Source organism: Marivita sp., from assembly GCF_020055675.1.
Taxonomy (GTDB): domain Bacteria; phylum Pseudomonadota; class Alphaproteobacteria; order Rhodobacterales; family Rhodobacteraceae; genus Marivita.
In genome coordinates this window covers 82,300-97,319 of the sequence record NZ_JAIPUS010000001.1, presented here as the reverse complement: position 1 = coordinate 97,319, position 15,020 = coordinate 82,300, and the positions used below count along the sequence as shown (strand labels likewise).

Below are 15,020 nucleotides of genomic sequence, written 5' to 3'. Positions count from 1 at the left end.
CATGAGCCCACTGGACGCAAAAAGCCCACCCGCCGCCCGCGCATCTTTGCGTGAAGCAGCTGGACTGGAAAAACGAGGCCTCGGCGCGCCGCCCGTTCTGAAAGGACAGGACGGCGAAGGCTCGGTGCAGGTGCATCAGGACAATTCGATGAAAATCGAGGGAGCCAAGGTATTCGCTGTATACGGCAAAGGCGGTATCGGGAAATCGACCACCTCGTCCAACCTGTCCGCCGCGTTTTCCAAGCTGGGCAAGCGCGTGTTGCAGATCGGCTGCGACCCGAAGCATGACAGTACATTCACCCTGACAGGGCAGCTTCAACCGACGGTCATCGATATTCTCAAGGATGTCGATTTCCACGCCGAGGAACTGCGCCCCGAGGATTTCGTGGCCGAAGGGTTCAATGGCGTGAAATGTATCGAAGCCGGCGGCCCCCCCGCCGGGACCGGCTGCGGCGGCTACGTGGTTGGTCAGACGGTGAAACTGCTCAAGCAGCATCATCTGCTCGAAGATACCGATGTCGTTCTGTTCGACGTGCTGGGCGACGTGGTCTGCGGCGGGTTTGCCGCGCCATTGCAACACGCAGATCGCGCAGTGATCGTGACCGCCAATGATTTCGACAGCATCTATGCAATGAATCGCATCATCGCCGCCGTTCAGGCCAAGTCGGCCAACTACAAGGTGCGTCTGGCCGGATGTGTTGCGAACCGGTCCAAGGACACCGACGAGGTTGATCGCTTCTGTGATGAGGTTGGGTTCAAGCGGATCGCGCATATGCCCGATTACGACGCCATCCGCCGGTCCCGGCTCAAGAAAAAGACACTGTTCGAGATGCCGGACGAAGAAGACATCGTCATGGCGCGGAAGGAATATGTCCGCTTGGCCGAGGCAATGTTCAACGGAACCGAGGCTATGACGCCGAAGCCGCTGGAAGACCGTGATATCTTTGAACTCCTAGGGTTTGATTAAGTGACCTACGAACTCACCCGCGACCGGGTCGAACATTATTTCGACCGCACCGCCACCAAGGTTTGGGAGCGGCTGACCTCTGACGCGCCGGTGAGCCGTATTCGTGAAACCGTGCGCAAGGGCCGGGACAGGATGCGGGACACTCTGTTGTCGGCTCTGCCGACAGATTTGAGGGGCGCGCGCATTCTCGATGCAGGCTGCGGCGCGGGTCAGATGACGCAAGAACTGGCCCAGCGTGGCGCGGATGTGGTGGCTGTCGATATTTCGCCATCGCTTGTGCAGATTGCGGAAGACCGTTTGCCGAGCGCGCTGCATTCGCGCGTTACCTTTGCCAGTGGCGACATGTTGTCAGCAGACCTCGGCGCGTTCGACCACGTGATCGCAATGGACAGCCTGATCTACTACACCGAGTCCGACATCCGCCGCGCGCTGGAAAACTTTTCCGGGCGCACCGATGGTTCGGTGGTTTTCACCGTTGCCCCCCGGACACCGATGCTCATGGGCATGTGGTACGCGGGCAAAGCGTTTCCGAAGTCGGACCGATCGCCCACGATGATCCCGCATGGGCCGTCGCGCTTGTCAAAAACGGTTTCTGATATAGGGCGACTGACCGATTTGGGACGTGTGAATTCGGGCTTCTACATCAGCCAGGCACTGGAGTTCCGTCCATGATCGTGACGCGCTCTCAGGTCAAGTCTCTCGGCACGCGGCTGCTTCCGTTCTCGGATGCCGCATCGGATGACTTGCCTTTGGGCCAATTGCTTCGACTGGCGCTGTTCCAGGTGTCGGTGGGCATGGCGGGCGTCATGCTTCTGGGCACGCTGAACCGCGTGATGATCGTTGAACTCAGCGTGCCGGCCACGCTGGTCGCGATCATGGTCGCACTGCCGGTTCTCATCGCGCCGTTCCGCGCGTTCCTTGGCTTCAAATCCGACAATTACCGCTCTGCGATCGGATGGAAGCGCATCCCCTATCTCTGGTTCGGTACGCTGTGGCAGTTCGGTGGTTTGGCCATCATGCCCGCTTGCCTTCTGGTGCTGGGAGGTGATGTCACGCATGAGGTTCCGTTCGCCGGAGAGGTTCTGGCCGCCCTCGCATTCATCATGACCGGTCTCGGCATGCACATGACCCAGACAGCGGGTCTGGCGCTGGCTGCCGATCGTGCTACTGACGAAACGCGCCCTCGTGTCGTGGCGCTGCTTTACGTGATGTTCCTGATTGGTATCGGGCTGTCGGCAATCGTGATTGGCTGGCTCCTGCGCGATTTCACGCCGCTGCTTCTTATCCAGGTGGTGCAGGGCACGGCGGTTGTCACCATCGTTCTGAACACCGTCGCGTTGTGGAAGCAAGAACAGGTGAAGCCGCAATCCAACAAGGATCACGATGCCTCGCAACCGTCGTTCAAGGACGCCTGGGCGGACCTGACCAAGGGCGGGACCGCGGGTCGGCTGCTTGCCGTCGTGTTTCTCGGCACGATGGCGTTCAACATGCAGGATATACTGCTGGAGCCTTACGGGGGCGAGATCCTCGGGCTCAGCGTGTCGGTCACGACGCTGTTGACCGCGACTTGGGCCGCCGGCGCTCTGATCGGATTTGCTATTGCCGCGCGCGTCTTGGCCAACGGCGGCAACACCTATCGCATGGCGTCCGTTGGTCTTCTGGCCGGGATCGCAGCGTTCTGCATCGTGATCTTTGCAGCGCCGATGAACAGCACCGCGCTTTTCTTCGCGGGGGCGGGTATGATCGGGTTCGGCGGCGGCTATTTCGCCATATCGACGCTGACTGCCGCGATGACATTACCTGCCGAAGGGCTTGCCGGTCGCGGCCTTGCGCTGGGCGCGTGGGGTGCGGCACAAGCCACCGCGGCGGGTCTGTCCACGCTGATCGGCGGCGCAACACGCGACAGCGTCAATATGATCGCCATGTCCGGTGCGTGGGGTGAAGCCTTGCAGACGCCCACCACCGGGTATTCCGTTGTTTACCATCTCGAAATCGCGCTTTTGTTCGCGACGCTCATCGTCTTGGGCCGTCTCGTCAGCCAAAGCCGGAGCGCACCAACACTTAACCAGAAACCGACAGGGCTGGGCCTTGCCGATTTCCCGACCTGACCAAGGCCCATCAAGGAGAACTAAAGATGACCGAAGACTATATCCTTGGAAACCTAGACCTGGCGAGCATTTCGCTTTGGTTGTTTTTCATCTTTTTCGTAGGTCTCGTGATCTGGATCCAGCGCGAGAACCAGCGTGAAGGCTATCCGCTCGTGGACGAGGACGGCAGCCAGGCGGATGCCGGCAGCGTGTTCCCGAACCCGTCGGACAAGACGTTCAAGCTGCCGCATGGGCGGGGCGACTATACCGTGCCGTCGGGCCAGACGGCTGAACGCACAGATATCGATGGCAAGCTGACCAAGGAGTTCGACTCGGGCGGCTTCCCGTTCGATCCGAAAGGTGATCCGCTGGCTGACGGTGTCGGACCGGCAAGCTGGGCTCCGCGCCGCGATGAGCCGGAGCTGGACGGGCACGGTCATCCCAAGATCATCCCGATGTCGGGCAGCGAAAGCTTTCGCGTCTCTGCCGGGCGCGACCCCCGCGGTTTGCCTGTCGTTGCCGGCGATGGCGCGATCGTTGGCAAGATCACCGATATGTGGGTCGACGAGCCGGAACAGCTTGTCCGGTATCTCGAGATCGAGCTGGACGCGGAATACGGTGGTGGATCCCGGCTTGTCCCGATCACCTTCACACGCATTTGGGGCAACCGGGTAAAGGTTCGGTCGATCTTTGGTGAACATTTCGCCGGTGTGCCAAAGCTCGCGGCGGCGCAGCAGATCACCAAGCTCGAGGAAGACAAGATCAGTGCCTATTACGGCGGCGGAACGCTCTATGCGAGCCAGGCCCGTCTGGAGCCGCAGATCTGATTCGACCAGCCAGACCGATAAGGGGAACCACGATGCCACATGACGATTTTCAGGTAGAGCCGGTCAAGGGATTGCCAGAGACGCCGCCAGACGGAGAACAGATCCTCTGGCAAGGGAAGCCGGATTGGTGGGCCTTGTCGAAGGAATCGCTGAACCTGCTTTGGGTCGCGGGGTATTTCGTTTTCCTCGCCGGTTGGCGCTTCGTGGCCGTGGTGGACCTGATGCCCTTGGGACAGGCCATCTGGGCCTCGGTGCCGTTCCTGTTCCTTGGTGCCATCGTGTGTCTTCTTCTCGTGGCGATTGCCTGGGCGCAGGCGCATTACACCGTCTACACGGTTACCAACCGCCGTGTCGCGATGCGAATCGGTGCGGCGCTGACGGTAACGCTCAACCTGCCCTACACTCAGATCGGGTCTGCCAACCTCGATCTGCGCAAGGGCGGCACCGGGACAATCGCATTTGGCCTGCTCGGGGACACGCGGATCAGCTATCTTGTTTGCTGGCCACATGTGCGTCCCTGGAAAATCTCGCCGACGCAACCGGCGTTGCGCTGTATCCCGGAAGCTGAAAAGATCGCGGCAATGATTTCGGATGCCGCCGAAGCGCGTGTGTCCATGCCACAGGTCGAACGCCAAGGCGCCGCGCCCACGGCTGTCGCCGCGGAATAGGGAGGGGTCGAGATGCAAATGCAAACCGCAGACAAGGCGCGCATCCATGCCACCGAACGCGAACTGGTGCCGCGCATCTTTGTGCGGGCCATGTTCGGCATGGTGATGATTTGCCTTGCGATGGTCAGCGCCTATCGCTGGATGGATGGCCCGGTGCAATACACCGCCCCTGACTCACCTGTTGTCATAGAGCGGACGCTTTTCCTCGAAGGCGCAATGAGCGGCGCGGCCTCGGTCTATGACGCGGATCATGCGCTGATCGCTGAATACACACCGGAAGAGGGTGGGTTCCTCTCCGGTATGTGGCGCGTCCTGCAACGGGAACGCACCAAGGCACGTGTTGATCTGGATGGTCCGGTGATCATCCGCGCACGTGAAAACAACCGTTTTGAGATCTTTGATCCCAGCACGGGATGGGGGGCCGACCTCATGGGGTTCGGCGCCGACAACTCGGCAGCTTTCGCCAAGCTGCTGAAATAACCGAGAGGGAATCGGACTATGGGTTTGTTGACCAAGGATATCGAAAGGGCGCCTTGCACGGTGGAGATCAGTCATTGTTTCGAGAGCCTGCACGCGCATGTGCGCTTCAACAACGGCGCGGTGATCTATCCCGGTGACGAAGTAAAGGTTGAAGGGCCCGAGATAATGGCCCCGTTCGGAGAGATTGTCACCGAAGACCGCGAGGCCGTGATCGTGCGCGCATCCAAGCTCGAACAGATCTGGACCCGCATGACAGGGGATTTCGAGGTGATGGAGCTGTGTGAGTTCTCGTTCTCCGAGGAGGTGACGCTATGAACGTTCAGTCCAAACACACCGCCGACGCGACCACCGCAGAGGAGAGCTTTGCCATCCAAGAGGAGCAGGCAAAGTTCGATAGCAAGGCCGCGACCGACCTGGCGATGCAGAACACACTTCTGACGCCGCGATTTTACACCACGGATTTCGACGAACTTGATGCGATCAATGTCGACGGCATTCGCGAGGAATGGGACCAGCTGATCGACCAGATGGTTGCCGACCCCAACAAGGGCCATTTCAAGAAGAACGAAGACTGGGATCATGTCGATTGGGAGAACATGGACCCGGAGTTGAAGAAGGAATTCATCGACTTCCTGATTTCGAGCTGTACTGCCGAATTCTCCGGCTGCGTGCTTTACAAGGAGATGAAACGGCGCGGCAACAACAAGGACATCACCCAGCTGTTCCAGCTGATGGCGCGCGACGAGGCGCGTCATGCCGGGTTCATCAATGATGCGCTGCGCGAAGCGGGTGTGGCGGTGAACCTTGGGTTCCTGACGCAGAAGAAGAAATACACTTACTTCCGCCCCAAGTTCATCTACTACGCCACGTATCTGTCCGAAAAGATCGGCTATGCGCGCTATATCACGATCTTCCGTCACCTGGAGGCGCATCCGGAACACCGCTTTCACCCGATTTTCAAATGGTTTCACGAATGGTGCAACGACGAATTCAGCCATGGTGAGGCGTTCGCTCTGCTGATGAAGACCGACCCGAAGCTGACATCCGGCAAGAACGTCTACTGGATCAAGTTCTTCCTGACGGCCGTTTTTGCGACGATGTATGTCCGCGACCACCAGCGCCCCGCCTTTCACAAGGCGCTGGGTGTTGATCCAGACTGGTACGCGCATGAGGTCTTTACCAAGACGTCCGAGCTGACCAAGCAGATCTTCCCGATCACGCTGGATATCGATCACCCGCGCTGGCAATCGACGCTGGAGCGCCTGCAGCGTGCCAATGTCGAGATCGCCGATGCCAAGGCCGAGGGCGGGATTGGCGGCAAGTTGAAGGAGTGGGCCGGGAGCGCCAAGGCGGCGCTGTGTTTTGCGTCGCTTTACACGATCCCGGTAAAAAAGCACGAGGTCCCCGCCGTCACCCGTCTGGTGCCGTCGTACTAGGGATGGTGCCCGTTTGGGGGGCCAACCCCCCAGGCAGCGTTGATGAATTGCAACCAGAAGAAGGACAAACCCCGCGTGTTGAATGACCCTTGGATCGCTTCCCTTGTGGCGCTTTTTCTCTGGTGGTTTTCCACCGGGGTTATCCTCATGGTCGTGAAACACGCGGACCGTCGCGGACTGCGGTGCGGGCAAATCCTGACGCTGGCGACGTTTCCGGTTTTCCTTGTGGGGGCGTATGGCATCTGGGCCAGCGCGGGCGGTACGGATGTCCGGTCCGCGTATTTCGCGTTTCTTGCGGCGCTGGCCCTATGGGGCTGGATCGAACTGGCGTTTCTGACCGGGACGATCACCGGCCCGAACCGGCTCGTCTGTCGTGAGGACATTCCGGAATGGGAGCGGTTTCTCCGCGCCTGGGGCACGATCGCCTATCACGAGATACTCTTGGCAGGAACGCTGGTCGGGATCTGGATGTATACGTTCGGGGCAGAGAACATGTTCGGGTTCTGGACCTTTGCCATCCTTTTCTTTGCCCGTGTCTCGGCCAAGCTGAACCTGTTTTTGGGTGTTCCGAAGATCAATACGGAATTCCTGCCGCGTCCGCTTTCGCATCTGCCAAGTCATTTTCGCATCGCCAAGATGAACTGGCTGTTCCCGGTGTCGGTCACGGCGCTGACCTTTGCCGTCGCGTGCTGGCTGGAGCGGATTTACGCCGCTGGTTCACCAGGTGAGCTTGTGGGATTTGCCTTGCTGGCTGCCATGACGGCCCTTGCGCTTCTGGAGCATTGGTTCATGGTTCTGCCACTGCCCGATGAAAAACTCTGGCGCTGGATGTTGCCAGCGCCCAAACCAGAAAAACAAGACAAGACGATACGAACGGAGGACGCCCATGGACTTTGACAGCTTGTTCAATGCCCAGCTCGATACCCTGAAAGACGAGGGTAATTATCGTATTTTTGCCGAGTTGGAACGCAAGTGTGGCGCGTTTCCGAAGGCCAAAAGCCACGATGAGGACTGCCCCGAAGAGGTCACCGTCTGGTGCTCAAACGACTATCTTGGCATGGGCCAGCACCCCAAGGTGATCAAGTCCATGCAGGATGCGGTGGCCGAAAACGGCTGTGGTGCAGGTGGGACGCGGAATATTTCCGGGACCAACCACCAGCACAAGCTGCTCGAAGCCGAGCTCGCCGACTTGCATGGCAAGGAAAGTGCGCTGCTGTTCACCTCTGGCTACGTGTCGAACTGGGCTGCCTTGTCGACGCTGGGATCGCGCCTGCCCGATGCGGTGATCCTGTCTGACGAGTTGAACCATGCCTCGATGATCGAGGGCATCCGCCACGCGCGCTGCAACAAGGTGATCTGGAAGCACAACGATCCCGAGGACCTGGACCGCAAGCTGGCCGCTTTGCCATCGAATGCGACCAAGATCGTAGCCTTCGAATCGGTCTACTCGATGGACGGCGATATCTGTCCGATGCAGGAAATCGTGGAGGTGGCCGAAAAGCACGGCGCCATGACTTATCTGGACGAGGTTCATGCCGTTGGTATGTACGGTCCGCGCGGTGGCGGCGTGTCGGAACGCGAGGGGCTGGCCGATCGCATCACCCTGATCGAGGGCACGCTGGGCAAGGCCTTCGGGGTGATGGGTGGCTACATCACCGGATCCGAACCGATGTGCGATTTTATCCGGTCGTTTTCCAGCGGATTCATCTTCACCACTGCGTTGCCCCCTGCGGTTGCGGCGGCGGCGCGGACCTCGGTCGCGCATCTCAAGCAAAGTGACCAGGAGCGTGCAAACCAGAAAATCCAGGTAGAGCGGCTGCGCAAGCGGCTGGATGATTTCGGGATTCCGCATCTGGAGAATCCCAGCCATATCATCCCGGTGATGATAAAGGACCCGGTCAAATGCCGGATGCTCGCGGATATTCTGATGCAGGATTACGGAATTTACGTGCAGCCCATCAACTATCCGACGGTGCCCAAGGGAACGGAGCGCCTGCGCTTTACGCCGGGGCCGTTTCATTCCGATGGTGATATCGAACATCTTGTTCAAGCACTTGCGACCCTCTGGAAACAATGTGCCATTGCCCATCAGGTCGCTTGACTTGAAGGCAAACGCCGTTACGTTCCGCTAAAACCACTGGTCTGTTGATGGGTTTGCCTTTCAGAGACAAGACAGTGTTTTGATGAACACGATAGAGGAGTTCAGCAATGAAGTTGATGTTCGCAACCGCGGCCACGGCACTCACCCTCGGCGGCGCTGCGCTGGCGCAAAGCGACGGTGATGCCGAAGCCGGTGAAAGAGAATTCAACAAGTGTAAATCCTGCCACATGATCGTGGCTGATGACGACACGACGATTGTCCGGGGCGGCCGCACGGGTCCGAACCTCTACAACATCATCGGCCGTCAAGCCGGGTCCGTCGAAGATTTTCGTTATGGCGATAGCCTGGTCGAGGCCGGTGAAGCTGGCCTGGTCTGGGACGAAGAATCCTTTGTCGCATATGTTCAGGATCCAAAGGGATTTCTGGCCGAGTATCTGGATGACAGCGGCGCGCGATCCAAGATGTCGTATCGCCTGCGCAATGGCATGGAAGACGTCTATGCCTATCTCCTGACAGTCAGCCCGGATGCCGAGGCGAATATGGACGAGTCCGAAGCGGACTCCTGATCGCCGAAGACGGCAATCACCAGACATTGAAGGGGCGCGCTGTCACAGCGCGCTCTTTTCTTTTGAGGGCTCCAGGCTGAAGAGTTGACCGCCCCTGTTCGCTCACGCAAAAGATCAGCATAGCCGAAGGGGCAGTATTATGAAGATTGCAATGATCGGGACCGGGTATGTGGGTCTTGTGTCTGGCGTGTGTTTTTCCGACTTCGGCCACCACGTCGTGTGCGTCGACAAGGACCAGCGCAAGATCGATATGCTGGAACGTGGCGAGGTCCCCATTTTCGAACCGGGACTTGATGTTCTGATGTCAAAGAATGTCGAGGCCGGCCGGCTCGAGTTCACCCGTGATTTGCAGGCGGCGATTGAAGGGGCCGAGGCGGTTTTCATCGCCGTGGGCACACCGACGCGTCGGGGCGATGGCCATGCCGATCTGACTTATGTGATGGCTGCCGCCGAAGGAATCGCGAAGGCGTGCAAGGATTACGTCGTCATCGTGACCAAATCGACCGTGCCCGTCGGGACCAATCGAAAAGTATGGGAGGTGGTGGCAGCGGCGAATCCGGATTTGGATTTTGACGTTTCGTCGAACCCTGAGTTTCTGCGCGAAGGCGCAGCGATCGACGATTTCATGAAACCCGACCGCGTCATTGTCGGGGTAGAGACTGAGCGGGCCGCAGCGGTGATGTCCGACATATATCGCCCCCTCTATCTTCGAGATTTTCCGGTTGTCACAACCGACCTCGAATCCGCCGAGATGATCAAATATGCTGCCAATGCATTCCTGGCGACAAAGATCACGTTCATCAACGAAATCGCGGCGCTGTGCGAAAAGGTTGGCGCGGATGTGAAGCAGGTGTCCAAGGGCATGGGTATGGACAACCGGATCGGGAACAAGTTCCTGCATGCCGGGCCGGGATACGGGGGGTCGTGTTTTCCCAAGGACACAAAGGCGCTGGCACGGATTGGGCAGGAACATGCCAGTCCCATGCACATCACCGAAGCCGTGATTGCGGTGAACGAAGACATCAAGCGGCGCATGGTCAACAAGCTGCTTGACCTGTGCGATGGCTCCTTCAACGGAAAGACCGTGGCTATTCTGGGTGTTACGTTCAAACCCAACACGGATGACATGCGCGATGCGCCCTCCCTGACAATTGTGCCCGCGCTTGTCGGCGGCGGGGCCAAGGTGCGTGTTTGCGATCCTCAGGGGCGCCACGAAGGCGAGGCGTTGCTGCCCGGCGTTGAATGGCAGGAAGATCCGTATGCTACAGTCAGGGACGCTGACCTTTTGGTGTTGCTGACAGAATGGAACGAATTCCGCGCGCTGGACCTGTCACAGATCGCAGACAGCATGGCGCGCGCTGCCATGGCGGATTTACGCAACATCTACAACGCCGATTCAGTGCGCGACGCGGGTTTCGTCGCCTATGAAAGCGTTGGGCGAAACGGGTACTCCTGATTCTGTCATCGCGGCGCGGGGGCCACGCGTTTGTGGCGGGAATGCGGCAAGAATTGGACGGCGATTGCCGCAGAATCCCCGGCCATCGCGCAGATTGTTCGCGAAATGCCGTCATATTGTGGAAAAATGGCAAAAAGATTGGTGTGCCGCCACATTTCTGCCAAACCCGAAGCAGTCGGGCGGGGGCTCGATCACAGGTGCGCCCATGCGTCAGGTCTTCGACACTGTCAGTCTCGCTGCTTGCTCACGGGCACCGCGTCTTGCGGGGTCAAGATGCATGGCGACCGCACCCTTGCAGCGCAGGAGCTTCGAACCTAGTCACATTCCGGCATGCGTTTCGGCGTCGATTGGCAGCTACAACCAATCCAAGAGGTGAAGCCCTGAGTGCCGTGTGAGCGTCGGGGGGCGCGTTCGAACCTCCTGCCTGCCGTGGGTATGTACCCTGAGATGGGCCCTGAGGCCGGCCTCAGCCGGCGGTGTCCTGTGCAAGGATCGTGCGCAGAATGGCCTTGGCATTATCCGAGGCCCAGTCCGCATCGCCGCGCATCCGGGCCAATTCATCGCCCTGCGGGTTGAGTATCACGGTGATCGGCAGGCCCAGCACACCCATTTCCCGCGCAAGCCCCGATGTCGGGTCGCGGTGGAGCGGCAGGTTGTCGACGCCGATCTCGTCGAAGAAGGTTTCCATCGCGGGTGGCGGGTTCCGACCGGCAGCAACAGTGACCACGTCAAACTCCGGACCGCCAAATTCCGCCTGCAACTCGGACAGCATGGGCATTTCCTTGCGACAGGGGGCGCACCATGTGGCCCAGAAATTCAACAGCACCCATTTGCCCTCGTATTCACCAAGCGACAGCGGCTCGCCGTCGAACGTGATGAATTCCGTTGTGCCGGCGGGTTTCGGCTCGCTGTGGAACGTCAGCTTTTTCATATCCCCGTCGCGCATCGCCTCGGCTTTGGCGAGATCGGCAAAGGCCGGGTTTGCAAGCGCAACGAGGCCCGTATAGAGGATGGCGGCGAGTATATTCTTCATTTTCCCTCCGAAGGGCTAAGACCATGTCCGACAAATCCTCGAACCAGATGTGGGGTGGCCGCTTTGCTGCCGGACCCGATTCGATCATGGAGGCGATCAATGCCTCGATCGGGTTCGACAAACGCATGGCGGCACAGGATATCGCCGGTTCGAGGGCCCACGCCGCGATGCTGGCCGCGCAAGGCATTGTTACACCTAGCGATGCCGAGGCGATGCGGGAAGGCTTGCTCACCGTATTGTCAGAGATTGAAACAGGCGAATTCACGTTTTCGACCGAGTTGGAAGACATCCACATGAACGTGGAGGCGCGTCTGAAAGAGGTGATCGGAGAGCCGGCCGGGCGTTTGCACACGGGCCGGTCGCGTAACGATCAGGTTGCCACGGATTTTCGCCTTTGGGTCAGGGATCAGTTGGACGCAGCGTCTTCGGGTCTCACGGCTCTCATTCGGGCGCTTCTCACCCAAGCCGAGGCGGGCGCGGATTGGGTCATGCCGGGCTTTACCCATCTGCAAACGGCACAGCCGGTCACATGGGGCCACCACACGATGGCCTATGTCGAAATGTTCGCCCGCGATCTGAGCCGGGTCGAAGACGCGCGCAAGCGCATGAACGAATCGCCCCTGGGGGCGGCGGCGCTGGCAGGCACGTCCTTCCCGATCGACCGGGAGATGACGGCAGAGGCGCTGGGCTTTGACCGACCGATGGCGAATAGTCTGGATGCGGTGAGCGATCGGGATTTCGCGCTGGAATTCCTGGGCGCTGCGAGCATCAGCGCGATGCACCTGTCGCGGATGGCTGAAGAGCTGGTGATATGGTCTTCAGCGCAGTTCCGCTTTGTCACGCTGTCGGACCGGTTCTCGACCGGGTCGAGCATCATGCCGCAGAAGAAAAACCCCGATGCCGCGGAGCTGATCCGCGCAAAGATCGGGCGGATCTTCGGGGCACAAGTCGCGCTTATGATGGTCATGAAAGGGCTGCCTCTGGCCTACTCCAAGGACATGCAGGAGGACAAGGAACAGGTCTTCGATGCGGCCGACAACTGGATCCTCGCACTCGCGGCAATGGAGGGAATGGTCAAGGACATGACGGCGAACAGCGAAAACCTGGAGGCTGCGGCCTCCGCCGGGTTTTCGACCGCAACCGACCTGGCGGACTGGCTTGTGCGGACGCTCGACCTACCTTTCCGGGACGCGCATCACGTGACGGGGTCACTGGTGGCCTTGGCAGAAGAGAAGAAATGCGATTTGCCGGACCTGAGCCTGGAAGACATGCAAACGGTGCACGCGGAGATCACCGAGGACGTGTTCGAGGTGCTCGGCGTGCACAACTCGGTGGCCAGCCGGACAAGCTATGGAGGAACGGCTCCGCAGTGTGTGCGCGAACAGGTCGCTCGTTGGAAAAAGGTTATCGGATGAAGCGTTTCGTTGTGATCCTGGGACTGTTCACGCTGGCGGGATGCGGCGCGGACGGACCGCCCGTCACGCCGTCGCTCAACAGTTCCGTTTCGGTCGGCGCGGATGGTTTGCATAGCTCGACCGGTGTTTCGGTCAGCACCGGTCCCGTAACGGTCGGAGCGAGGTTCTGATGTCGGTCATGCGCTGGATTTACCTTGCCCTCGCGGTCTGGGGTGCTGTCCATCCGATGTATTATTTCGTGTCGTGGTTTCAGGAAAACGGCTGGAACCTGGGTGCGATGATCGATGCGTGGTACGTGAACGATGCGACCACGGGCCTGACCTGGGATCTGACCATCGCGGCGGTTTCGCTGACGATCTGGATTCTTGCCGAGGTTTTCGTGCGACGCAATTGGCACGCGCTGATTGCCATTCCGGCCACCTACTGCATTGGAGTCAGCTGCGGTTTGCCGCTTTACCTGTTCCTGCGGTCCAAACCGATTACCTGACCAAGCGGCGTGGGCGTGTCGCCCACGCCGGATATCTCGGCTGCGCCTCGCGAGGGATCATTGGGCGGGTGCGGTCCGTGTATCGGGGGGGGGAGCGCGCAGCGCGACGGCATGGCGTGGCATATTTTTAAAGAGAAGAAGCCGGGGGGTGGCACATACCCTGATGCTGCGCTACTGCGGCGCGGTCTGGTTTGGAGGCTGTCTTGGACCATTTTTTGTATCGTGATGGCGCACTTTATGCCGAGGACGTGCCGGTTGCAGAGATCGCGGCCTCGGTCGGCACGCCATTTTACCTGTATTCCACAGCGACCCTGACGCGGCATTTCCAGCTGTTCGACGAGGCGCTCGAGGGTATGGATCACCTGGTCTGCTATGCGATGAAGGCCGCGTCGAACCAGGCGATCCTGAAAACGCTGGCAGATCTGGGCGCTGGCATGGATGTCGTGTCTGGTGGAGAATACGCGCGGGCCAAGGCTGCGGGCGTGCCGGGCGAGCGGATCGTGTTTGCCGGTGTCGGCAAAACCCGCGCCGAAATCCGAATGGCCCTTGAGGGCGGGATTCGGCAGTTCAACGTCGAGAGCGAGCCGGAATTGCGGGTAATTTCGGAGATGGCGACGTCGCTTGGCACCGTGGCGCCGATCACGGTCCGGGTGAACCCGGACGTGGACGCCAAGACCCATGTCAAGATCGCCACAGGCAAGGCAGAGAACAAGTTCGGCATCCCGATTGGCAAGGCGCGCGAGGTGTACGCAGAGGCGGCGGCCTTGCCGGGGATCAAGGTGATCGGGATCGATGTGCATATCGGATCGCAGCTGACCGATCTGGAACCCTACGAGACGGCCTATCGCAAAGTCGCGGAATTGACCGAGCAATTGCGCGCGGACGGGCACAGCATCTCTCGGCTTGATCTGGGTGGCGGTCTGGGCATTCCCTATGCACCGTCCAACGAAGCGCCGCCGCTGCCGTCGGAGTATGGCGCGCTGATAAAGCGTACCGTGGGGCATCTGGGGTGCGAGATTGAAATCGAGCCGGGGCGCTTGATCGCGGGCAACGCGGGTCTTCTGGTGAGCCGGGTGATCTATGTGAAACAAGGCGAGGGCCGGCAATTCCTGATCCTTGATGCGGCGATGAACGACCTGATCCGTCCAGCGATGTATGATGCGTATCACGACATCGTGCCAGTGATCGAACCTGACGCCGGCGCCGAGCAGCAGCAATTTGATGTTGTCGGGCCGGTCTGCGAATCGGGTGACACCTTTGCCAGGGCGCGCATGATGCCGCCGGTCGAGTCGGGTGAACTTGTGGCGTTCCGATCGGCCGGGGCGTATGGCGCTGTCATGGCCAGCGAATACAACACCCGCCCTTTGGTGCCCGAAGTTTTGGCAAAGGGCGATCAATTCGCTGTCATCCGCCGCCGACCCGACTTTGACGAAATCATAAACCGAGATACCATCCCCCCATGGCTGTAGGGCGTCTCCTTGCGGTCAGACAACCGGG

At 59.8% G+C, this 15,020-nt stretch carries 17 protein-coding genes; 16 read left to right on the top strand and 1 reads right to left on the bottom strand.

Annotated features, from left to right (window positions below; translation table 11 throughout):
* The first annotated feature begins 148 nt into the window (after positions 1–148).
* The 12 genes from bchL (at position 149) to LCF59_RS00400 (ending at position 10,588) form a co-directional block, all read left to right on the top strand.
* Positions 149–967, top strand: a complete 819-nt coding sequence (gene bchL, locus LCF59_RS00455) for a ferredoxin:protochlorophyllide reductase (ATP-dependent) iron-sulfur ATP-binding protein (protein WP_292285001.1) — start codon at positions 149–151, stop codon at positions 965–967.
* Positions 968–1,639, top strand: a complete 672-nt coding sequence (gene bchM / locus LCF59_RS00450) for a magnesium protoporphyrin IX methyltransferase (RefSeq protein WP_292284542.1) — start codon at positions 968–970, stop codon at positions 1,637–1,639.
* On the top strand, positions 1,636–3,075 hold the full coding sequence (locus LCF59_RS00445) for an MFS transporter (protein WP_292284540.1): 1,440 nt from the start codon (positions 1,636–1,638) through the stop codon (positions 3,073–3,075). The genes bchM and LCF59_RS00445 overlap by 4 nt, the downstream gene beginning before the upstream one ends.
* A 26-nt stretch (positions 3,076–3,101) precedes the next feature.
* Entirely contained in the window at positions 3,102–3,881 is a 780-nt protein-coding gene (puhA, locus tag LCF59_RS00440) for a photosynthetic reaction center subunit H (protein ID WP_292284538.1), read from the top strand.
* Positions 3,882–3,913: 32 nt separating this feature from the next.
* The gene (gene puhB, locus LCF59_RS00435; RefSeq protein ID WP_292284537.1) at positions 3,914–4,549 is read left to right on the top strand and encodes a photosynthetic complex putative assembly protein PuhB; all 636 of its coding nucleotides are present in this window, start codon (positions 3,914–3,916) and stop codon (positions 4,547–4,549) included.
* 12 nt (positions 4,550–4,561) lie between these two features.
* The gene (puhC, locus tag LCF59_RS00430) at positions 4,562–5,029 is read left to right on the top strand and encodes a photosynthetic complex assembly protein PuhC (protein ID WP_292284536.1); all 468 of its coding nucleotides are present in this window, start codon (positions 4,562–4,564) and stop codon (positions 5,027–5,029) included.
* An 18-nt stretch (positions 5,030–5,047) separates the two neighbouring features.
* Positions 5,048–5,344, top strand: coding sequence for a hypothetical protein (locus tag LCF59_RS00425; RefSeq protein ID WP_292284535.1), 297 nt, complete (start codon positions 5,048–5,050; stop codon positions 5,342–5,344).
* A complete protein-coding gene (gene acsF / locus LCF59_RS00420; RefSeq protein WP_292284533.1) occupies positions 5,341–6,465 on the top strand; it encodes a magnesium-protoporphyrin IX monomethyl ester (oxidative) cyclase in 1,125 nt (374 codons plus the stop codon). The genes LCF59_RS00425 and acsF overlap by 4 nt, the downstream gene beginning before the upstream one ends.
* A gap of 75 nt (positions 6,466–6,540) precedes the next feature.
* Positions 6,541–7,362 (top strand): putative photosynthetic complex assembly protein PuhE, encoded by an 822-nt coding sequence (puhE, locus tag LCF59_RS00415; RefSeq protein WP_292284531.1) that lies wholly within the window; start codon positions 6,541–6,543, stop codon positions 7,360–7,362.
* Positions 7,352–8,566 carry a 5-aminolevulinate synthase gene (hemA, locus tag LCF59_RS00410; RefSeq protein ID WP_292284530.1) on the top strand — a complete coding sequence of 405 codons (1,215 nt, stop codon included), beginning with the start codon at positions 7,352–7,354 and terminating at the stop codon, positions 8,564–8,566. The genes puhE and hemA overlap by 11 nt, the downstream gene beginning before the upstream one ends.
* Positions 8,567–8,673: 107 nt before the next feature.
* Positions 8,674–9,132 carry a cytochrome C gene (locus LCF59_RS00405; protein WP_292284529.1) on the top strand — a complete coding sequence of 153 codons (459 nt, stop codon included), beginning with the start codon at positions 8,674–8,676 and terminating at the stop codon, positions 9,130–9,132.
* 139 nt (positions 9,133–9,271) lie between these two features.
* Positions 9,272–10,588: a UDP-glucose/GDP-mannose dehydrogenase family protein gene (locus tag LCF59_RS00400; RefSeq protein ID WP_292284528.1), complete on the top strand. Its 1,317-nt coding sequence runs from the start codon at positions 9,272–9,274 to the stop codon at positions 10,586–10,588.
* Positions 10,589–11,054: 466 nt separating this feature from the next.
* Here LCF59_RS00400 and LCF59_RS00395 read toward each other — a convergent pair whose 3' ends face one another.
* Positions 11,055–11,621 carry a TlpA disulfide reductase family protein gene (locus LCF59_RS00395; protein WP_292284527.1) on the bottom strand — a complete coding sequence of 189 codons (567 nt, stop codon included), beginning with the start codon at positions 11,619–11,621 and terminating at the stop codon, positions 11,055–11,057.
* 23 nt (positions 11,622–11,644) lie between these two features.
* Between LCF59_RS00395 and argH the strand changes: the two genes are divergently transcribed.
* The 4 genes from argH (at position 11,645) to lysA (ending at position 14,992) form a co-directional block, all read left to right on the top strand.
* Complete coding sequence (gene argH / locus LCF59_RS00390; protein WP_292284525.1) at positions 11,645–13,036, top strand: argininosuccinate lyase; 1,392 nt, start codon at positions 11,645–11,647, stop codon at positions 13,034–13,036.
* The gene (locus LCF59_RS00385) at positions 13,033–13,206 is read left to right on the top strand and encodes a hypothetical protein (protein ID WP_292284522.1); all 174 of its coding nucleotides are present in this window, start codon (positions 13,033–13,035) and stop codon (positions 13,204–13,206) included. The genes argH and LCF59_RS00385 overlap by 4 nt, the downstream gene beginning before the upstream one ends.
* A complete protein-coding gene (locus tag LCF59_RS00380; protein ID WP_292284521.1) occupies positions 13,206–13,523 on the top strand; it encodes a DUF2834 domain-containing protein in 318 nt (105 codons plus the stop codon). The genes LCF59_RS00385 and LCF59_RS00380 overlap by 1 nt, the downstream gene beginning before the upstream one ends.
* Before the next feature lie 203 nt (positions 13,524–13,726).
* Entirely contained in the window at positions 13,727–14,992 is a 1,266-nt protein-coding gene (gene lysA, locus LCF59_RS00375) for a diaminopimelate decarboxylase (RefSeq protein WP_292284519.1), read from the top strand.
* Positions 14,993–15,020 lie beyond the last annotated feature (28 nt).